Genomic DNA, 18,864 nt, shown 5'->3' with positions numbered 1-18,864 from the left:
GAGAGGCCGAAGGCAGGAGAGAGGATGGGAAGATGACCGGTTTCACCGAGACGGGCCTGCGCGCGATCGCCGGCCGGCGCTCCTTCGAGAGGGCCCAAGAGTATCTGGACGCCGTCACCGTCACCGAGGTCGGTGACGGCTGGGTCACCGCCACCGTGCACGGGACGCACCCCTACGCGGTGGAGCTGTCCCTCGACGGAGGCGACGCGCCCTCGGGAGAGTGCGACTGCCCGTACGGCCTGGAGGGCAACTTCTGCAAGCACCTGGTCGCGGTCGGGCTGACCGCGCTGTCCCGCGCGGAGAGCCTGCCGGGGCAGCGCACCCGGGCCCGGTCCCGCACCCGGCGCCTGGACGCGTGGCTGGCGGCGCTGTCCAGGGAGGAGCTGCTCGCGCTCGTCAGGGAACAGCTCGGCGAGGACCCGCAGTTGCGCCGCCGCCTGGAGTTGCGCGCCGCCAGTGCCCGCGGGGATCTCGACGAGGTCCGGGCCCGGGTCCGCGAGCTCCTGGACATCGGCCCCTTCGCCCAGTACGGATATGTCGAGTACGCCGACGCCCGCGCCTACGGCGACCAGGCAGCGCAGGCCGTGTCCGCGATCACCGCGCTGACCTCCGCCGGCCGGGCCGCCGACGCGCTCTCCCTCGCGCGGGAGGCGATGCGCCTCCTGCACGCCGTACAGGAGAGCATCGACGACTCCGACGGGCGCCTCGGCGAGGTCGGCGCCGAGCTGGCCGAGGCCCACCTGGACGCGTGCCGTGCGACGCCGCCCGACCCCGGGGAGCTGGCGCCCTGGCTGGTCGAGCACCTGCTCGGCGACGTGGACGATCTCACCGGCATCGACCCCCTCGACTACGAGGAAGTCCTCGGCGCACAGGGGATGGCCACCGTACGGCGACTGGCGGCCGAGGCGTGGCGCGGCAACCGCACGGGCTGGGCGGAGAAGTACCTGATGGAGCGCCTGGCCAAGGCGGGCGGCGACGTGGACGCCGTGGTCGCCGTCCACGCGGCCGACCTCGATCCGGACGGCAGCACCCATCTGCTCATCGCCCGCGAACTGGACACCGCGGGCCGCCCGGACGAGGCCCTGCGCTGGGCGGAACGCGGTGTCGAGGAGGCCGAGTCGTCGCTTGGGTAAATGCTCACCCCACGAGATCGACGCCAACCACCGCAACACCCGGCAGACAGCCGTGCTCGGCGCCAGGTTCCACACGGGACCGCGACTGCCGGTACTTCCGGAGCGGGAAGGCCCTTTGCCCCGGCTGCATTAGCTCTCGCATCAAGGAGCGCTGGCGGATCTGCTGATCGGATTCGCCGAGACGCGACCCGGCCGCAGCATCGGAGTGGTAGCGCACTCCACCCAGGCCCAGTTCGAAATCCTCACCCGGCTGGAACGCAAAGCCCCGCGACTCCGGCCGCAGATGTACACGGCGCAAGCGACGGCAGGCCGCTACCGGACTCTCGACCCGTCGCGCCCCGGCGTCGTCATCGTCCACCGGGCCAGTACCAAGGGTCTCCAGTTCGACACGGTCGTGGTGCCTGACACGGAGACCGACGCAGGAACGGATCCCACCTCGGCGGAACTGCGCATGGCGTACTACGTGATGTCTACTCGGGCGCGTCATGATCTGCACCTCGTTTACGCGGGGGAAAGAGAACCGGGGCACCTGAAGCACATCCCTCACGGCGTGTTGGCACGCGGATAGATGCTCAGAGCGGACGAGGCGGACGCATGGTCGGGATTCCCCTCCACTCAATCCGAACCTACGGCTGAGGGAGGTGGTTGAGGCATGTGCCCATCAGATGGCGGCTGCGATGGGAGAACCCAATCGAACGGCCCCGCACCCCACGTGTACGGAGTCGAGCTGTATCCCACGCTGCACGAGAAGGCGGCGGAACTGCTGTACTCCGTTGCCCGCAATCACGCGCTGATCGACGGCAACGAGCGCACAGCCTGGCTCGCCATGCGCGTGTTCCTGCGGCTCAACGGCGTCAGCGCCAGTACCGCCCCGCCGCCCGTCACCATCGCCGGCCCGTTCGTCGAGTGCCAGACCGACGAAGGCGGCAGGATGTCGGCGCATCTGTCCAAGGGCGAACAAGGTCACCGTGTTCACTCGCCCAGCAGGCTCAGGCGCTCGCCAACCTGGGTGGCGGATGGTCGGTCGAGCTCGTCCACCACCAGGCCGTCGGCGAGTAGCAGCACCCGGTCCGCGTACCCGGCGTCGACCGGATCGTGGGTCACCATCACGCAGGTCTGGCCGTCCCGGTCCACACCGGTGCGCCGCAGCGCGAGGATTTCGTGCCCGGTGGCCCGGTCGAGCGCCCCGGTCGGCTCGTCGGCGAAAAACACCTGAGGTTGCGAGACCAGACCCGGGCGATCACCACCCGCTGCTGCCCGCCGGACAGCTGCCCGGGCCGGTGCCGCTCACGCCGGGTCAGTCCGGCCCGGGCGAGCGCGCCCATTACCCTGCCCCGGTCGGGGCGCTTCCCGGCCAGCCGACCGGGGAGTTCGACGTTCTGTGCGACCGTCATCGCAGGCAAGCGGTGGAGGACCTGCCGGCGCAGCCGCACCAGCTCCTCACACTCGGCCGTGGTGAGCGCCCCGGCTGCCCGAGACCAGGGTCGATTTTTCCCCTGTTCAACCAGTTCTGCAGCCCCTCCGGGCCCACTCCGATATCCCGTGCGACCTCGGTGGCCGTCTTGCCCGACGAGTGCACCGGCGCAATCGCATCCCGCTTGACACCGAACGACATGGGGTGTCTGACCTGCGCTCGCACGTCGCGTACCCCAGGGCTTGGAAGGAGGTGCGATGCGGAACGCTGTGCACGGTCCTGTCCCGGTCGGCAGCGGTTCGCCGCTCCGCATGCGACGGGGTGGGCAACTGCGCATCTCGAACCGTTGCCCACCGCCGTGGCCGCACACCGTGATCCAAGACGAAGGGCTCGCGCATTCCCGTCAACGCATGGCGAACCGCTTCACCGGGGGAGGCTATTCCGCACCCGGCTCCAGGTCCGCCGTACGGGTCGCGACGAGGAAACCGGTATTCGGGTTGCTCCGGTAGTTGTTCCAGAAGGCGTCGCCGAAGCGCTGCACGTACTCCTCGGGAATCTCGGGAGCACGCCAGTCGTACGAAGCGAAGCCGGCCGCCTCCAGGCACTCCGCGTACGCCGCCGCGGTCCAGCGCGAGGTCGTGATCGTCGCGGTCTGATTCGCGCCGAGGAGATCCATGGTCACGGCACTGCGATCCTCGTACGGGGTGTCCTTCACCACCCGGATCCCGTACGCGTCCAACTCGGGCCCGTGCGGATCGAATTCGGGCGACACGGTGACCGTGACGAACCGGCCCCCGGGAGCGAGATTGCGGTGGACTCCGCGCAGCATCGCCGTCAGTTCGTCCTTGGTCGTGGCGTAATTGAGCAGCCAGACCGCGCTTACCACGTCGAAGCTGCCGAGCGTCGGCAGGTCCGAGGCGTCACCCACGTGGTAGGTGATGCCCAGCGGCTGCTCGGCCTCCGCTTCCTTCGCCAGGTCGATCATGACGGGCGACAGATCGGAACCGACCACCTCCTGCGCACCCGCCTGCTTTATCAGCCGGGTGTAGTGCCCGTGTCCGCAGGCGAGGTCGAGGACCTTGGCGCCCTTCAGTTCACCCAGGAGCTTGAAGACGGTGTTCGTCTCCGGGCCTCCGAGCGGCGCGGTGTCTTTGAAGTCCGAGTACTTGTCGCCGATGTTGGCGTACTGGTCGTTCTGCTTGCTTGTCATTGCGCTCTCTCCTTGATGTGGTCGCTGTGAGGAGGATCGTTGGGGGCGACCCCTGCCGGCTTGACCGGTCGGGGTTGTACGAGCACAACGGCAGCAAGAATCACCAGGATTCCGACTACCTGAAGAATCGACAACGTCTCATCCCGAAACGCATATCCGAGGAGGGTTGCGACGATCGGGCTGCACAAGGCAAGGAAGGAGATGGTCAGTACCGGCAACCTCTCGATGCCGCGGAACCAGATCACATAACTGATGACGGCACCAAGGGAGATGAGATAGGTAAACCCGATGACGTTGGTTCCGGTGATGGAGCTCGGCAGCCCTTCGATGGCCAGTGTGAAGGGCAACGACACGAGTCCGCCCGCGAGGAGCTGCCAGCCGGTGAACGGAAGCAGCCCCACTCCGTCCGGGCGTCCCCACAGTTTGGTCAGTGAGATACCGAATGCCAGACAGGCCGCTGCGCCCAGCGCCGCCACCACACCGACGAAATCCAGTGCCGCCGTCCCCTTGAACGCAACCAACACGACACCGACCGCACCGAGAACGCAGGCCAGCACGTGAGCGAACCGAATTTTGTCCCCGAAGAGCAGCGCCCCCAAGACCAATACGATCATCGGTTGTACCGCCATGATCATCGCTGCTACACCACCCGGTAGGCGATAGGCAGCGAGGAACATCAGGAAATTGAACGCGCCGATGTTGAGCGCTCCGACCGCCAGGGTGCGCCACAGCCATATCCCGGACGGCAGCGCGCGGGAGAAGGCCAGCAGAATAAGGCCCGCGGGCAGCGCCCGCACGGTGGTGGCGAGTAGCGGACGGTCCGGCGGCAACCACTCGGCCGTCACCAGATAGACGCTTCCCCAGATCACCGGCGCCAGCGCCGTCACACCTGAGGTGAGGAATTGCTGGCCGCTCTTCATTTAGCGCCCCCTTCCATGCTGAAATGCGGGTGACCGAAGTCGCCGATGCCAGGCGCCATATACGTTTTCACGTTCAGCCATTCCTCGATGCGGAGGCCGAAGAACGCGAGCAGCTCGCCGTCGGGCCGGGAAGTAACAACCAACAGGAAGTGACCCACGCCCACGGAGAGCGCGGATCGAACCACACATCGGCGTCGGTGGCTGCCTGCTGCCCTGGTGGCGTGATGTTCACAGTTGGTTCGTCCTCTGGATCGAGCTCTGGTTGCCGTCGGCCTGTTCACGTTCTCGGCGGGATTCCCCAGCGCTTGGAGGGCGGCACCGTTAGGCGGCGACGCCTCCTGGCAGGTGTCCGGCCGTGATGAACGGCAGTGGGACGAACAGTCAACGATTCTCACGGGGAACACCGCTGCCGGCTCCGTCGGAATCCCTCTGTGCTGCTGCACTTGGCACCTCGACAGTCTCATCCAGCAGCCACCGATGAGTCCAACACATCCTTGTCACCCCATGCATCGTGATCCACGATGGATCCATAGAGATCCATGGATCCATGGAGATCCAGCAGATGCGCTTCGCCGCTCGCCGAGACGAACAGCTTCATCGGGCCGCCGGGTGTGGCTGACATCCGCCGGTGCGGCGTTCCTCCCCGCTGCCCGAGGTTGCCGACGCGCCGGCTCCCCTCGAATGCGTCCTCTGTGGCCACGTCCGTCGCGGCTGCGGGACCGTGTCGTGGCGGCGGGGTGCGACGTCCCGATCCTGCGGATCGGCGTCGACTTCGCGGTGGCGATGGCCGAGCGGCTGCTCGCCGAGGGCATTCCCGGGCTGTACTGCATCACGCTCGACCGGTCCACGGCGACCTCGGAGATCCACCGCGCACTGCTCGGCTCGGGCCTGCCCGTACGGGCCCTGCCCGTACGGGCCCCGGCCGCACGGGTGTCGGGCGAACAGGTGCCGGGCGGGCGGGCCTTGGCGGCCCGGGCCTGAGCCATCGCACCCCGGCGGCCGCGTTCACTCCTCCGCGGTGCCCAGCAGCGCCAGGAAGGCCGCGGCCGCCGGGGTGCGGCTCTCCCGACTCCAGATCAGGTACTCGGCGCGGGCCGGTGCGTCCGTGACCTCGATGATGGTCATCCCGGCCAGGCTCGCGACGTACGAGGGCGGGAGCAGGGCCACGCCCAGACCCGCGCCGACCAGACGGGCCAGGTAGTCCGCGTTGGACACCTCGAAGGCGACCTCGCGGGTGAGGCCGGCGGCGGTGAAGGCCAGATCGGACTGAGCCCGGCCGGCGGTCTTCGCCGGGAGGTCCACGAACACCTCCGAGGACAGCCTGCGGAGGTCGACCGAGGTCTCCCCGGCGAGCGGGTGGTCGGGGGAGACCACGGCGACCAGCCGCTCCCGGGCGAGCTCCCGGGCCATGACCCCCCGGGGCCGGGCCGTGAGCGGGATGCCGAGGAAGGCCACCTCTATCTCGCCCTGCCTGACCTGCTCGACGAGCTCGTCGCTGGCTCCCACGCTGAGGCTGATCCGGGCCTTCGGGTGGCGCCGGTGGAACTCCCTGAGGACGGCGGGAATGTCCACGGCGGCGACGGTGGGGATCAGCCCGACCGCGAGGCGTCCGCGCACCTCCCCGACGGCCGCCGCGACTTCGGCGGCGGCCCGCTCCGCCGCGTCCAGGCACTGGCGGGCGGCGGGCAGGAAGGCCGCGCCCGCCGGGGTCAGCCGGACGCGGCGGCTGGTGCGTTCGAAGAGCCTCGCGCCCAGTTCCTTCTCCAGGCGCGCGATCTGGTGGCTCAGCGCGGACTGCACCACCAGGCAGCGTTGGGCAGCCCTCGTGAAGCTGTTCGTCTCGGCCACGGCGACCACGTACCGCATTTGCTGGAGCTCCATGGATCCATCTTGAAACGAGATCCATCAAGTGACAAGCATGTGTTGGACTCATTGGTATCCCCGGCCCGACACTGGGGACGACCGCACACGGCAGGAACGTCCTCGGGTCGACTTCGCCCGGCGGCCCCTCGATCGGGGCCCCTCCGGCATGCCTGGAAGCCGCTCCCCCCGCTGTTCTCTCCCCCCATCCCCGGTACCTGGGCGCACCGCGCCGAGGCATGCCCGCGCGCCCTCGCGCCCCGTTCCACCGAAAGGACGAGCGACCTCCATGAGCACCACGTCACCCCGTTCCGAGACCACCGTCGCCGACATCTGGGTGGACCCCCGCTGCCCCTGGGCGTGGATCACCTCACGCTGGATGCTGGAGGTCGAGCAGGTCAGGCCGCTGGAGACCCGGTTCCACATCATGAGTCTGTCGGTCCTCAACGAGGGCCGCGAGGTCCCGGAGAAGTACCGCCAGGGCATGATCGACGGTTGGGCCTGCGTCCGCGTGTGTATCGCGGCGCAGCAGCGGCACGGCAACGACGCGCTCCGCCCCCTCTACAACGCCATGGGCCGCCTGATCCACCACGAGAAGGCCGGGCTCGGCCACGACATGATCCGCGCCGCCCTGGAGGAGGCGGGTCTGCCCGCCGACCTCATCGAGGCCGCGGACGACACGTCCTGGGACGAGCCGCTGCGGACCGAGCACCACGAGGGGATGGACCCGGTCGGTTCCGAGGTCGGCACCCCCGTGATCCACGTGCCCGGCCCGGACGGGAAGCCGCTGGCCTTCTTCGGCCCCGTACTCACCCCCGCCCCCCGCGCCGAGGCGGCCGGAACGCTCTGGGACGGCGTGCTGGCCGTCGTCGGCACGGACGGCTTCTTCGAGCTGAAGCGCGGCCGCGACCGCGACCCGATCTTCGACTGAGCCGTCCGGACGTCGGGAGCCACGGTGATGCCCGGGGGATCTGAGGCGAGATGAAGAACAGACAGAATGTACTCACAGCGGCCCTGACCGGCCTGGCTCCGGCGATCTGGGGCAGCACCTACCTCGTGACGACCGAGCTGCTGCCCCCGGACCGGCCGCTCCTGGCGACCACCATGCGGGCCCTGCCCGGCGGCCTGGTCCTGCTGGCCCTCGGCCGGACGCTTCCCGTCGGCATCTGGTGGTGGCGCGCGCTGGTCCTGGGCGTTCTGAACATCGGCGCCTTCAACTTCCTGCTCTTCGTCGCCGCCTACCGGCTGCCGGGCGGCATCGCCGCCATGATCATGTCGGCGCAGCCCATGTTCGTCGTCATCCTGGCCGCGCTCCTCCTCAGCGAGAAGATCAGACCCGTCCACGCCCTGGCCTGTGCCCTGGGCACCGGGGGCGTGGTGCTGCTCGTCTTCAGAGGGACGGCGTCGCTCGACAGCGTCGGAGTCCTCGCCGCGGTCGGCGGCGCGCTGTGCATGGCCTCGGGCATCACGCTGACGAAGCGGTGGGGCCGGCCGGAGGGCGTGGGCCTGCTCACCTTCACCGGATGGCAACTCGCGGCGGGCGGACTGGTCCTGCTGCCGTTCTGGCTGCTGCTGGAAGACCTTCCCGACGGTCTCACCGGATCCAACGTCATCGGGTTCGCCTACCTCATCACCCTGGGCGCGGTCCTCAGCTACATCATCTGGTTCCGGGGCATCGAACGCCTCCCGGCCGTGGCGGTCTCCTTCCTCGCACTGGGCAGCCCGGTCGTCGCGACCCTCCTGGGCTACCTCCTCAAGGACCAGACGCTGTCCGCCCTCCAGATCGTCGGCATGGCCGTCATCCTCCTGGCGGTCGTACTCGGCCAGCCGCGCCCACCCCGACCGAAGCCCGGGGAGAAACCCCCGGCTCCACCCCGTACCACCGTCTCGCGACTCCCCGGCCCAACCGCTCCGGAACCGGAACGCAGCAGATAACGGCGGGCGCACCTCCTCACGTCATGCCCTCCTCGGACCACGCCGACGAGCTGGCCCCTCCCGACCCACCGGAGTGCGGTCCCAGTGGCGCCCCCACGCTGAGGGCGGGGCCGTGGGCGCGTGTTCCGGCCGGCGATGGCGGAGCACGTGCCTACTTCGCGTTCCGCGCGGGGACTCCCGCCCCTCCCCACCCAGCCGTGCTGCGTCGCGGCCCGGCGCTCACGGAAGGCCACGGCACCGCCACATGACCACCCCCACCGACCGCAACACCTACACCGAGCCCGCAGCCTCAGTCGGTGGACTGGCCCGGGACCTGGACGATGACTTGACCGCGGGCCGTTGGACGCCGACCCATCTGGACCGGAGCCTCGCCCGGTACCTCGTCGTCGCAACGGCGGGAGACGGGCAGCTCACGGCGGAAAGGCTTTGAACGGCGCTGTGGGAGGGCGGTGAGCCCTTGCTCCGGCAGCCGGACAGCCGCTTCGCGTCGCTGCTGGCCCAGTTGGTCCCCGGCGCGGCGTCCGTCCTGGACGACGCGACGGTCCATGCCCTGCTGCGCCGCCTGGCCCCGCGCCCCTCACCCCCGGATCAATCGGTCCCGGAGTGATCCAACCACTCACGACTCCGCACGCCGCGCCCATAACGCACCCCTTCCACCTCGCAAGGGCAGCCCGCAGGGCGCGCGGAGGGTGCGTCAGCCGCCGTCGGGTGAGCGGCGCGCGGGGTCGGGCGCACCGTACGGGGTGGCCGGTCGTCATGGCGCGGACCACTGTTGACGCACGACAGGAAGGCGGCACGCCGATGACCCGGGTGCTGGTGGTCGATGACGAACCGCAGCTCGCTCGGTTGCTGGCCATGTCGTCGCCTATGGGCAGGTCCACGTCCGCGTCCTCGGGCCGTGCGACCGGGCTGGTGCCGACGGATGCCGCCGTGGTCCAGGGGTCGACGTCGCTGGTGCGCTCCAGGAGGGCGACGGACTGCATGGCGAAGGTCTCGCGCAGGCGCTCCAGGAGGGCGTCGAGGGAGTTCTCGCCGCGCAGGACGCTGCCCGCGAGGAAGGAGAGGATCTCGGACTCGGCGCGCAGCCGTGCTGCCTGGTGGGTGCGCCGGGCGGCCAGGTCGACCACCGAGGCGACGGACACGGCGACTCCGACGAAGATCGCGATGGCGACGATGTTCTTGGGGTCGGAGATGGTGAACTCGTGCAGCGGTGGGGTGAAGAAGTAGTTCAGCAACAGGGAGCCGAACGCGGCCGAGGCCAGTGCGGGGAGCAGCCCGCCGAGCAGGGCCGCCGCCACCGTGAAGGTCAGGAAGAGCAGCATGTCGTTGGCGAGGCCCAGGTCCGGCACGGCCAGGTTGAGCAGTACGGCGAGCAGCGCCGGTCCGGCGATGCCGGTGAGCCAGCCCCAGATGATGCGGGACCGGCCGAGGCGCGCGCTCCGTGCGACGGGCAGGCTGCGGCGGCCCTTGGCGGCCTCGTCGTGGGTGACGATGTGGACGTCGAGGTCCGGGCCGGATTCACGGGCGACCGTGGCGCTGACACCGGGGCTGAAGACGGACTGCCACGACCGTCGGCGGCTGACGCCGAGCACGATCTGGGTGGCGTTGCAGCCGCGGGCGAACTCCAGCAGCGCGTCGGGGACGCTGTTGCCTATGACGTGGTGGAAGGTGCCGCCGAGGTCCTCGACCAGCGTCCGCTGGACGGCCAGTTCCTTGGGGGAGGCGGAGGTGAGGCCGTCGCGGGCGGCGATGTAGACGGCGAGCACCTCGCCGCCCGCGCCCTTCTCCGCGAGGCGGGCCGCACGGCGGATGAGCGTACGGCCCTCAGGTCCGCCGGTCAGCCCGACGACGATGCGCTCGCGGGCCTGCCAGGTCGAGCGGATGTTGTGCTCGCCCCGGTACTCCTGGAGGTACTCGTCCACCCGGTCCGCGACCCACAGCAGCGCCAGCTCGCGCAGGGCGGTCAGGTTCCCGGGCCGGAAGTAGTTCGAGAGCGCCGCGTCGACCTTGTCCGGCTTGTAGACGTTGCCGTGGGCCATGCGGCGACGCAGGGCCTGCGGAGACATGTCGACCAGCTCGATCTGGTCGGCCCGCCGGGCCACCTCGTCCGGGACGGTCTCGCGCTGACGGACACCGGTGATCGTCTCGACCACGTCGCCCGGCGACTCCAGGTGCTGGATGTTGACGGTGGAGACGACGTCGATGCCGGCCTGGAGGAGTTCCTCGACGTCCTGCCACCGCTTGGCGTTGCGGGAGCCGGGGACGTTGGTGTGCGCCAGCTCGTCCACCAGGGCCACGGCGGGGCTCCGAGACAGGATCGCGCCCACGTCCATCTCGGTGAAAGTGGAGCCCCGGTACTCGATCTCGCGCCGTTCGGCCATTTCCAGGCCGTGCAGCATCACCTCGGTGCGGGGCCTGGAGTGGTGCTCGACGAAGCCGACGACGCAGTCGGTGCCCCGCTCGACCCGGCGGTGTGCCTCGGAGAGCATGGCGTACGTCTTGCCGACGCCCGGCGCCGCGCCGAGGTAAATGCGGAGCTTGCCGCGTCCCATGTTCCGTCTCTTCGTCTGTGCTGGGGAGTGGGGTGGGGATCAGGGTTCGAAGCGGTATCCCATGCCCGGTTCGGTGATCAGATAACGGGGGTGGGAGGGGTCCGCTTCCAGTTTGCGCCGGAGCTGGGCCATGTAGACGCGCAGGTAGTTGGTGTTCTCGCCGTACGTCGGCCCCCACACCTCCAGCAGGAGCCTGCTCTGGGTGATCAGCCGGCCGGGGTGGGTGATGAGGATCTCCAGCAGGTGCCATTCGGTCGGGGTGAGCCGTACGGTGCGCTCGCCCCTCCGTACCTTCTTCGCGGCCAGGTCGATGGTGCACTCGTCGGTCGTGACGACGGAGACCTCGGTGGCCTGCGAGGCCGCCGGGGCTTCCTGTCTGCGGGTGGCTGCCCGCAGGCGGGCCAGGAGCTCGTCCATGCTGAACGGTTTCGTCACGTAGTCGTCGGCGCCGGCGTCCAGCGCACGGATCTTGTCCTCGGAGGTGTGGCGTGCGGAGAGGACCAGGATGGGAACCCTGCTCCAACCGCGGACGCCCTTGATGACTTCGATGCCGTCCATGTCGGGCAGGCCGAGGTCCAGCACTATGACGTCCGGCTTGCGCGCGGCCGCGAGCCGCAGGGCCGCGCCGCCGTCGCCCGCCTCCTCGACCTCGAACTTGCGCGCCTGGAGATTGATCCTCAGCGCGCGGACGAGCTGAGGGTCATCCTCCACCACCAGCACCCGGGTCATCGGTGTGCAGCCTTTCCTTCGGTACGGGCACGGGGGGAGCCGGCGGGGCGCTACTGGCTCCCCCCGCCGTGGCTGGGGAGCGGCGCGCTCCGCCGGCTCCCGGGCCGTGCGTTGTGAAACATCAGCTCTTGGAGAGCGCCTTCAGAGCGATGTTGAGCTCGAGGACGTTGACGCGCGGTTCGCCCATGAAGCCGAGGGTGCGGCCGGTGCTGTGGTCGGCGACGAGCTTTTCGACCTGCTCGATGTCGAGCTTGTTCCGCTCGGCGACCCGGTGGACCTGGAGTTTCGCGTACTCGGGGGAGATGTTCGGGTCGAGGCCGGAGCCGGAGGAGGTGACGGCGTCGGCGGGGACGTCCTCGGGCCAGACCGTGTGGGAGGCCGTGGAGTTGTCCGCGATGACGGTTTCCCTGGCGTTGATGACCTGGGCGCAGAGGGTGCCCTCCTCGGCGTCCTTGAAGCAGAGCCCGTTGACGGCGCCGTTGTCGGCCGACCGGTTGGTGGCGCCGGAGAGGATCAGCGCGTACTGGGTGTTGACGCTGTTGGAGCCGAGGCCGTTGGAGGGACGGGGCTGGAACCATTTGAGGTCCGGCTTGGCGGCCTCTTCAGGGTCGTCGGGGTTCTGCTTGGGCAGGTGGTAGGTCTGCCCGATGAGGGAGGAGCCGACGACCTGGCCGTTCGTGTCCTTGATCTCGGAGCCGTTGGCCTTGTCGTTGAAGAGGGCCTGGGCGATGCCGGTGACGGCGAGGGGGTAGAGGATCCCGCAGACGACCGTGAGAACCAGCAGGGCGCGCAGACCCGCCCCGATCAACCGTGCTGTGTTGCCTACAGAGTTGTTCATGGGGTCAGCCGATTCCGGGGATGAGGGAGATGGACATGTCGATGATCTTGATGCCGATGAACGGGGCGATCAGGCCGCCTATGCCGTAGAGGCCGAGGTTGCGGCGGAGCATCTTGTCGGCGCTGGTGGGCCGGTACCGGACGCCCTTGAGGGCGAGCGGAACCAGCGCGATGATGATCAGCGCGTTGAAGATGACGGCGGAGAGGATCGCCGACTCGGGGGAGGTCAGGCTCATGATGTTGAGCTTGTCCAGGCCGGGGTAGACCACGGCGAACATGGCCGGGATGATCGCGAAATACTTGGCTACGTCGTTGGCGATGGAGAACGTGGTCAGCGCGCCCCGCGTGATCAGCAGCTGCTTGCCGATCTCCACGATCTCGATGAGCTTGGTGGGGTTGGAATCCAGGTCCACCATGTTCCCGGCCTCCTTGGCGGCCGAGGTTCCGGTGTTCATGGCCACGCCCACGTCGGCCTGGGCGAGTGCCGGGGCGTCGTTCGTACCGTCGCCCGTCATCGCGACCAGCTTGCCGCCGGCCTGCTCCCGCTTGATGAGGGCCATCTTGTCCTCGGGAGTGGCCTCCGCGAGGAAGTCGTCGACGCCGGCTTCTTGGGCGATGGCCTTCGCGGTCAGCGGGTTGTCACCCGTGATCATGATCGTCTTGATGCCCATGCGGCGCAGTTCGTCGAACCGCTCGCGCATGCCTTCCTTGACGACGTCCTTCAGGTGGATGACACCGAGGACACGGGCGCCCTTGTCGTCCTTGACGGCGACGAGGAGCGGGGTGCCGCCGGCTTCCGAGATCTTGTTGGCGAGGGTGTCGGCGTCGTCGGAGACCTGGCCGCCCTGCTCCTTGACCCAGGTGATGACCGAACCGGCGGCGCCCTTGCGGGTCTGCTTGCCGTCCACGTCGACACCCGACATGCGGGTCTGCGCGGTGAAGGGGATCCACTCGGCCTGCGACAGCTCGCCCTGGTGGCGTTCGCGCAGCCCGTACTTCTCCTTCGCCAGGACCACGATCGAGCGGCCCTCGGGGGTTTCGTCCGCGAGGGAGGACAGCTGGGCGGCGTCGGCCAGTTCGGCCTCGGCGGTGCCCTTGACGGGCACGAACTCGGAGGCCTGGCGGTTGCCGAGGGTGATGGTGCCCGTCTTGTCGAGCAGCAGCGTGGAGACGTCACCGGCGGCTTCCACCGCACGACCGCTCATCGCGAGGACGTTGCGCTGGACCAGCCGGTCCATACCCGCGATGCCGATCGCGGAGAGCAGCGCGCCGATGGTGGTGGGGATCAGGCAGACCAGCAGGGCGGTCAGCACGATCATGGACTGCTCGGCGCCCGCGTAGATGGCGAACGGCTGCAGCGTGACGACGGCGAGCAGGAAGACGATGGTGAGGGACGCGAGGAGGATGTTCAGCGCGATCTCGTTGGGGGTCTTCTGGCGTGCCGCGCCTTCGACGAGGGCGATCATGCGGTCGATGAAGGTCTCGCCGGGCTTCGTCGTGATCTTGATGACGATCCGGTCGGAGAGCACCTTCGTGCCGCCGGTGACCGCACTGCGGTCACCACCCGACTCGCGGATGACCGGGGCCGACTCGCCGGTGATCGCGGATTCGTCCACCGAGGCGACGCCCTCGACGACGTCACCGTCACCCGGGATGACGTCACCGGCCTCGCAGACCACCAGGTCACCGATACGCAGCTCCGCACCCGGGACCTGCTCCTCGCCCCGGCCGTCCTGGCTCAGACGGCGCGCGACGGAGTCGGTCTTGGCCTTGCGCAGGGTTTCGGCCTGGGCCTTGCCGCGGCCCTCGGCGACGGCCTCGGCGAGGTTGGCGAAGATCGTGGTCAGCCACAGCCAGGCGGTGATGGCCCAGCCGAACCAGTCGGTCGGGTCCTTGACCGCGAGGACGGTCGTGACGACCGAGCCGATCAGGACGACGAACATGACCGGCGACTTGATCATGATCCGGGGGTCGAGCTTGCGGACCGCGTCCGGGAACGACTTCACCAGCTGCTTGGGGTCGAAGAGGCCGCCGCCCACGCGTCCGCCGTCCGGCTTGTGGCCGGTGGGCACGTCCTGGTGCGGAGCCCGGGTGGGCGTGGCGGTGCTCATGATGCGAGCCCTTCGGCGAGCGGACCCAGCGCGAGGGCCGGGAAGTAGGTGAGGCCGGTGATGATGAGGATCGTGCCGACGAGCAGGCCCGCGTAGAGCGGCTTGTCGGTACGGAGCGTGCCCGCTGTCTCGGGGACGGGCTTCTGCTCGGCGAGCGAGCCGGCCAGCGCGAGGACGAACACCATGGGCAGGAAGCGGCCCAGCAGCATGGCGATGCCGATGGTGCTGTTGAACCACTGGGTGTCGGCGTTGAGACCCGCGAACGCGGAGCCGTTGTTGTTGGCGCCCGAGGTGTAGGCGTAGAGGATCTCGGAGAAGCCGTGCGCGCCGCTGTTGGTCATCGAGTTGCCCGGGGTGGGCAGGGCCATCGCGGCGGCGGTGAAGCACAGGACGAGGGCGGGAGTGATGAGGATGTAGCAGGCGGCGAGTTTGATCTCGCGGGTGCCGATCTTCTTGCCGAGGTACTCGGGGGTCCGGCCGACCATCAGGCCGGCGATGAACACGGCGATGATGGCCATGATCAGCATGCCGTAGAGGCCGGAGCCGACACCGCCGGGGGCGATCTCGCCGAGCTGCATGCCCAGCATGGTGATGCCGCCGCCGAAGCCGGTGTAGGAGGAGTGGAAGGAGTTGACCGCGCCCGTGGACGTGAGGGTGGTGGCCACGGCGAAGACCGACGATCCGGCGATGCCGAAGCGGGTCTCCTTGCCCTCCATGGCGCCGCCGGCGGCGTCGAGTGCCGGTCCGTGGTGGGCAAACTCGGTCCACATCATCAGGCCTGTGAAGGCGATCCAGATGATGCCCATGGTGGCGAGGATCGCGTAGCCCTGGCGCAGGTTGCCGACCATGCGGCCGAAGGTGCGGGTCATGGTGAAGGGGATGAGGAGGATCAGGAAGATCTCGAAGAGGTTCGAGAAGGGCGTCGGGTTCTCGAAGGGGTGGGCGGAGTTGGCGTTGAAGTAGCCGCCGCCGTTCGTGCCGAGTTCCTTGATGACTTCCTGCGAGGCGACGGCGCCGCCGTTCCACTGCTGCGAGCCGCCCGTGAACTGGCCGACCTCGTGGATGCCGGAGAAGTTCTGGATGACGCCGCACGCGACGAGGACCACCGCGCCGATCACCGAGATCGGGAGCAGGATGCGGACGGTGCCGCGGACCAGGTCGGACCAGAAGTTGCCGAGCTCACCGGTGCGGGAGCGGGCGAAGCCCCGTACGAGGGCGACCGCGACGGCCATGCCGACGGCGGCGGAGAGGAAGTTCTGCACCGCCAGGCCGCCGGTCTGTACGACGTGGCCCATGGCCTGTTCGCCGTAGTACGACTGCCAGTTGGTGTTCGCCACGAACGACGCGGCGGTGTTGAAGGCCTGGTCCGGGTCGATCGCGACGAAGCCGAGCGAGCCGGGCAGCACACCCTGCGCGCGCTGGAGTCCGTAGAGGAAGAGGACGCTCACGGCGGAGAAGGCGAGAATGCCGCGCAGGTAGGCGGGCCAGCGCATTTCGGCGTCCGGGTTGGCGCCGATGGCCTTGTATATCCACTTCTCTGGCTTGTAGTGCTTTTTGGAGGAGTAGACGCGGGCCATGTAGTCGCCCAGCGGGCGGTAGGCGAGCGCGAGCGCGGCTATCAGCGCGAGCAGCTGGAGCACACCAGCGGTTACGGGGCTCATATCAGTTCTCAGAACCTCTCCGGGTACACGAGGGCGAGGATGAGGTAACCGAGGAGGGAGACGGCTACGACGAGGCCGACGACGTTCTCGACAGTCACAGCTTGGTCACCCCCCGGGCGATGACAGCCACCAGCGCGAACACCGCGACCGTGGTGACGACGAAGGCCAGATCGGCCATCGCGAGCTCCTGAGTGAAGTGGGAAGAAATGAATCAGCCAGTTGGCTGATGACGACATAACCGTGTCTTCACCCCGGCGTTAAGCCACCTTGACGGGCTCCATACGGACACGGGGGAACTCTTGATGGCGTCCTTACGCGCGAGGCCGTGCACCGCCGCTCAGCCCGGGTGGGAGGGGCCTGTCGTGTCCAGGGCCGGGCCCGGCCGCGCGGACAGGGCGACAGCCACGATGCGGGCCCCTCCGGGCGGCAGGGGTGTCCGGGGAGCGGGTCGAGGAGGAAGCTGCCGTAGAAGTGGCCACGGAGACTCCGTACGGCACGGCACGGCACGGCACGGCGCGGCACGGCACGGCACGGCGCGGCACGGCGCGGCACGGCACGGCGCGGCACGGCACGGCGCGGCACGAGCGCGAGAGCTAGCGCGAGCGCCACGAGGAACGGGGCCCCGCGCCCCGCGAGCAGGGCGGCAGGGTCGTGGAGTCGGTAGCCGGACAGGGAATGCCTGCTGTCCGGAGGGCGGCGGCGCCTCGGATCAGAACTTCTCGGGCCTGATCAAAGCGGCCACGAGGTAGCCGAGCAGGGCAAGGGCGACGATGAGCCCGACCACGTTTTCCGCGTCCATCCGCTGCTTCTCCTTCGATGTGTGCGCTCGGGCTGCGTCGCCCACATCCAGCGTGCCCTCGGACGCGGGGGCAGCCACGCGCCCTGGCGGGCTCTTGACGCACCTCATACGACATTCCGGCCCCGGCGTCAGGAGCGCGTGAAGAGTGGGGCGGCGGGCGTATGTCGTCTACGGCCCCGAGTCGATCGTGCTGGTCCTGGCGGCAGCCGGGGCCTACGGCCTCGGGTTCACCCTCCCCGTCACCCTCGCGATCGCCGCCCTGCTCGCCGTGCTGGTGGCCTCGTACCGGCAGGTGATCGCAGCGTTCCCGGACGGCGGCGGCTCGTACGCCGTCGCCAAGAAGCACCTGGGCCGGCGTACGAGTCTGGTGGCCGCGGCCTCGCTGATCCTCGACTACGTGCTGAACGTGGCCGTCTCCGTCACCGCCGGCGTCGCCGCGCTGACCTCGGCGTTCCCCGAGCTCTACGGGGAGCGGGTGTGGCTCTGCCTCGGGGTCCTGGTCCTGGTCACGGCGGTGAACCTGCGCGGGGTCGTCGACTCCGCCAAGGCCTTCCTCGTACCGACCGCCGTGTTCGTCGGGGCGATCCTGACCATGGTCGCGGTCGGCCTCTTCCGCGACGGTCCGGTGAGCACCGCCTCGGCCGCGGGGCACGCCTCCGCCCTGGGGGAGGGGGCCACCGCGGTCGGCGCGCTCCTGCTGCTGAAGGCCTTCGCGGCCGGCTGCTCCGCCCTGACGGGCGTCGAGGCGGTCGCCAACACGGTGCCGTCCTTCCGGGCCCCGGCCGCCCGGCGCGCCCAGCGCACCGAGGTCGCCCTCGGCGCCCTGCTCGGCGTGATGCTGATCGGGCTGTCGGTGCTGATCGGCCGCTTCCACCTCCAGCCGGTCGAGGGCGTGACCGTTCTCGCCCAGCTGGCGGACGCCTCGTTCGGGCACAACGCCGCCTTCTACGTGGTCCAGTTCGCGACCATGGTGCTGCTGGCGCTGGCCGCGAACACCTCCTTCGGCGGGCTCCCGGTGCTCATGAGCCTGCTCGCCCGAGACAACTACCTGCCGCACGTCTTCGCCCTCAAGGCGGACCGCCAGGTGCACCGCCACGGGGTGGTCTGGCTGGGCCTAATCTCCGCCGCTCTGCTCGCCTTCTCCGGAGGCGACACCAACACCCTCGTCCCCTGCGGCACCTGCACGAGGGTGGGGCAACACTGCTTTACCACGGAGACTTCGACTGGGGCGGGCTCCGCATCGCTTCCGTACTGCTGCGTTGCGTCCCCTGGCGGCCCTGGCGCTACACGGCAGCCGACTACCGCGCCGCGGCGCTCGCAAGGCCTGACGGCCCGGCGCTCGCAGGGCATCCGGCCGAGGCTCCGTGGGACCCGGATCTACGGCAGGCCCTCTTGCAGCTCGCCGTCCGGGTCGAGGAGGAGACGGTCCTCGACGTGCTGCTGTCCGACCTCGCGTGACGACGATACGGACCTGCGGCCACGACCGATGCCTGTGCTCTTGGCCGCAGGAGTCAGCGGCAACTCCGGCTCGGGCGCCGGGGCCGGCCGCTCCCCGCGGGCCACCCTGCCCGTGATCAGTGCGGTCATGGCGGCAACGGTCGCCCTGGTGCCGGCGCTCGGCGGTTCGGTGCCGACGGCCGGTGTGCTGCCCCCGGTGTGGGGCCCGTCCTGCGGCGGCGTGCCGGTCGGCACCCAGGCCAGGC

At 69.5% G+C, this 18,864-nt stretch carries 16 protein-coding genes and 5 pseudogenes; 8 read left to right on the top strand and 13 right to left on the bottom strand.

Translation table 11 applies throughout. From position 1 onward, the window contains the following. Positions 1-32: 32 nt before the first annotated feature. Together OTB16_RS30430 and OTB16_RS30425 are read left to right on the top strand one after the other, a co-directional pair. Positions 33-1,112: pseudogene (locus OTB16_RS30430) on the top strand (SWIM zinc finger family protein); the annotation flags it as partial. Positions 1,113-1,823: 711 nt separating this feature from the next. Next, a pseudogene (locus OTB16_RS30425) lies at positions 1,824-2,040 on the top strand (type II toxin-antitoxin system death-on-curing family toxin); the annotation flags it as partial. Between the two features lie 65 nt (positions 2,041-2,105). Here OTB16_RS30425 and OTB16_RS39710 read toward each other — a convergent pair. The 5 genes and pseudogenes from OTB16_RS39710 to OTB16_RS30400 all read right to left on the bottom strand — a co-directional run bounded on the left by OTB16_RS39710 (position 2,106) and on the right by OTB16_RS30400 (position 5,275). Beyond that, positions 2,106-2,806: pseudogene (locus OTB16_RS39710) on the bottom strand (ABC transporter ATP-binding protein). Positions 2,807-2,983: 177 nt separating this feature from the next. Further along, positions 2,984-3,757, bottom strand: a complete 774-nt coding sequence (locus OTB16_RS30415) for a class I SAM-dependent methyltransferase (RefSeq protein WP_267724343.1) — start codon at positions 3,755-3,757, stop codon at positions 2,984-2,986. Continuing rightward, entirely contained in the window at positions 3,754-4,677 is a 924-nt protein-coding gene (locus OTB16_RS30410) for an EamA family transporter (RefSeq protein WP_267724341.1), read from the bottom strand. Before OTB16_RS30410 ends, OTB16_RS30415 begins: the two co-directional genes overlap by 4 nt. After that, positions 4,674-4,835: a hypothetical protein gene (locus tag OTB16_RS30405; RefSeq protein ID WP_267724339.1), complete on the bottom strand. Its 162-nt coding sequence runs from the start codon at positions 4,833-4,835 to the stop codon at positions 4,674-4,676. The genes OTB16_RS30410 and OTB16_RS30405 overlap by 4 nt, the downstream gene beginning before the upstream one ends. Positions 4,836-5,137: 302 nt before the next feature. Beyond that, positions 5,138-5,275, bottom strand: coding sequence for a hypothetical protein (locus OTB16_RS30400; RefSeq protein WP_267724337.1), 138 nt, complete (start codon positions 5,273-5,275; stop codon positions 5,138-5,140). A gap of 110 nt (positions 5,276-5,385) precedes the next feature. Here OTB16_RS30400 and OTB16_RS30395 point away from each other — a divergent pair. Then, positions 5,386-5,658: pseudogene (locus tag OTB16_RS30395) on the top strand (hypothetical protein); the annotation flags it as partial. Between the two features lie 24 nt (positions 5,659-5,682). Here OTB16_RS30395 and OTB16_RS30390 read toward each other — a convergent pair. After that, positions 5,683-6,558: a LysR family transcriptional regulator gene (locus tag OTB16_RS30390; RefSeq protein WP_267724335.1), complete on the bottom strand. Its 876-nt coding sequence runs from the start codon at positions 6,556-6,558 to the stop codon at positions 5,683-5,685. Positions 6,559-6,826: 268 nt separating this feature from the next. Between OTB16_RS30390 and OTB16_RS30385 the strand changes: the two genes are divergently transcribed. Both OTB16_RS30385 and OTB16_RS30380 read left to right on the top strand, forming a co-directional pair. After that, the gene (locus tag OTB16_RS30385; protein WP_267724333.1) at positions 6,827-7,468 is read left to right on the top strand and encodes a mycothiol-dependent nitroreductase Rv2466c family protein; all 642 of its coding nucleotides are present in this window, start codon (positions 6,827-6,829) and stop codon (positions 7,466-7,468) included. A gap of 50 nt (positions 7,469-7,518) precedes the next feature. Beyond that, a complete protein-coding gene (locus tag OTB16_RS30380; RefSeq protein WP_267724331.1) occupies positions 7,519-8,472 on the top strand; it encodes an EamA family transporter in 954 nt (317 codons plus the stop codon). A 410-nt stretch (positions 8,473-8,882) separates the two neighbouring features. Here OTB16_RS30380 and OTB16_RS30375 read toward each other — a convergent pair whose 3' ends face one another. The 6 genes from OTB16_RS30375 to kdpF (OTB16_RS30350) all read right to left on the bottom strand — a co-directional run bounded on the left by OTB16_RS30375 (position 8,883) and on the right by kdpF (OTB16_RS30350) (position 16,460). Then, a complete protein-coding gene (locus tag OTB16_RS30375; RefSeq protein ID WP_267724329.1) occupies positions 8,883-11,024 on the bottom strand; it encodes a DUF4118 domain-containing protein in 2,142 nt (713 codons plus the stop codon). Between the two features lie 39 nt (positions 11,025-11,063). After that, entirely contained in the window at positions 11,064-11,753 is a 690-nt protein-coding gene (locus tag OTB16_RS30370; protein ID WP_267724327.1) for a response regulator, read from the bottom strand. A 121-nt stretch (positions 11,754-11,874) separates the two neighbouring features. After that, positions 11,875-12,591, bottom strand: a complete 717-nt coding sequence (locus OTB16_RS30365; protein ID WP_267724326.1) for a potassium-transporting ATPase subunit C — start codon at positions 12,589-12,591, stop codon at positions 11,875-11,877. Positions 12,592-12,595: 4 nt separating this feature from the next. Then, a complete protein-coding gene (gene kdpB / locus OTB16_RS30360) occupies positions 12,596-14,701 on the bottom strand; it encodes a potassium-transporting ATPase subunit KdpB (RefSeq protein ID WP_267724325.1) in 2,106 nt (701 codons plus the stop codon). Continuing rightward, positions 14,698-16,362 carry a potassium-transporting ATPase subunit KdpA gene (kdpA, locus tag OTB16_RS30355; RefSeq protein ID WP_267724324.1) on the bottom strand — a complete coding sequence of 555 codons (1,665 nt, stop codon included), beginning with the start codon at positions 16,360-16,362 and terminating at the stop codon, positions 14,698-14,700. Before kdpA ends, kdpB begins: the two co-directional genes overlap by 4 nt. Before the next feature lie 8 nt (positions 16,363-16,370). Next, entirely contained in the window at positions 16,371-16,460 is a 90-nt protein-coding gene (kdpF, locus tag OTB16_RS30350) for a K(+)-transporting ATPase subunit F (RefSeq protein ID WP_267724323.1), read from the bottom strand. Positions 16,461-16,833: 373 nt separating this feature from the next. Between kdpF (OTB16_RS30350) and OTB16_RS30345 the strand changes: the two genes are divergently transcribed. Next, positions 16,834-16,959: a hypothetical protein gene (locus tag OTB16_RS30345; RefSeq protein ID WP_267724321.1), complete on the top strand. Its 126-nt coding sequence runs from the start codon at positions 16,834-16,836 to the stop codon at positions 16,957-16,959. 112 nt (positions 16,960-17,071) lie between these two features. Here OTB16_RS30345 and kdpF (OTB16_RS30340) read toward each other — a convergent pair whose 3' ends face one another. Continuing rightward, positions 17,072-17,161 carry a K(+)-transporting ATPase subunit F gene (gene kdpF / locus OTB16_RS30340; protein ID WP_267724319.1) on the bottom strand — a complete coding sequence of 30 codons (90 nt, stop codon included), beginning with the start codon at positions 17,159-17,161 and terminating at the stop codon, positions 17,072-17,074. Between the two features lie 145 nt (positions 17,162-17,306). Here kdpF (OTB16_RS30340) and OTB16_RS30335 point away from each other — a divergent pair. Together OTB16_RS30335 and OTB16_RS30330 are read left to right on the top strand one after the other, a co-directional pair. Next, positions 17,307-18,332: pseudogene (locus OTB16_RS30335) on the top strand (APC family permease); the annotation flags it as partial. After that, positions 18,266-18,619: a DUF2399 domain-containing protein gene (locus tag OTB16_RS30330; protein ID WP_267724364.1), complete on the top strand. Its 354-nt coding sequence runs from the start codon at positions 18,266-18,268 to the stop codon at positions 18,617-18,619. The pseudogene OTB16_RS30335 and the gene OTB16_RS30330, both read left to right, overlap by 67 nt. Positions 18,620-18,864: the final 245 nt, after the last annotated feature.

It is taken from the genome of Streptomyces antarcticus, assembly GCF_026627255.1.
GTDB lineage: Bacteria > Actinomycetota > Actinomycetes > Streptomycetales > Streptomycetaceae > Streptomyces > Streptomyces antarcticus.
Note: the sequence above shows the minus strand (reverse complement) of the source record. Positions and strands in the feature narration are given on the sequence as shown.

Excerpts from the sequence above, each read along its gene's own strand:
- OTB16_RS30415 (WP_267724343.1), bottom strand. The coding sequence starts at position 3,757 with ATGACAAGCAAGCAGAACGACCAGTACGCCAACATCGGCGACAAGTAC.
- OTB16_RS30410 (WP_267724341.1), bottom strand. The coding sequence starts at position 4,677 with ATGAAGAGCGGCCAGCAATTCCTCACCTCAGGTGTGACGGCGCTGGCG.
- OTB16_RS30400 (WP_267724337.1), bottom strand. The coding sequence starts at position 5,275 with ATGAAGCTGTTCGTCTCGGCGAGCGGCGAAGCGCATCTGCTGGATCTC.
- OTB16_RS30390 (WP_267724335.1), bottom strand. The coding sequence starts at position 6,558 with ATGGAGCTCCAGCAAATGCGGTACGTGGTCGCCGTGGCCGAGACGAAC.
- OTB16_RS30385 (WP_267724333.1), top strand. The coding sequence starts at position 6,827 with ATGAGCACCACGTCACCCCGTTCCGAGACCACCGTCGCCGACATCTGG.
- OTB16_RS30380 (WP_267724331.1), top strand. The coding sequence starts at position 7,519 with ATGAAGAACAGACAGAATGTACTCACAGCGGCCCTGACCGGCCTGGCT.
- OTB16_RS30375 (WP_267724329.1), bottom strand. The coding sequence starts at position 11,024 with ATGGGACGCGGCAAGCTCCGCATTTACCTCGGCGCGGCGCCGGGCGTC.
- OTB16_RS30370 (WP_267724327.1), bottom strand. The coding sequence starts at position 11,753 with ATGACCCGGGTGCTGGTGGTGGAGGATGACCCTCAGCTCGTCCGCGCG.
- OTB16_RS30365 (WP_267724326.1), bottom strand. The coding sequence starts at position 12,591 with ATGAACAACTCTGTAGGCAACACAGCACGGTTGATCGGGGCGGGTCTG.
- kdpB (WP_267724325.1), bottom strand. The coding sequence starts at position 14,701 with ATGAGCACCGCCACGCCCACCCGGGCTCCGCACCAGGACGTGCCCACC.
- kdpA (WP_267724324.1), bottom strand. The coding sequence starts at position 16,362 with ATGAGCCCCGTAACCGCTGGTGTGCTCCAGCTGCTCGCGCTGATAGCC.
- kdpF (WP_267724319.1), bottom strand. The coding sequence starts at position 17,161 with ATGGACGCGGAAAACGTGGTCGGGCTCATCGTCGCCCTTGCCCTGCTC.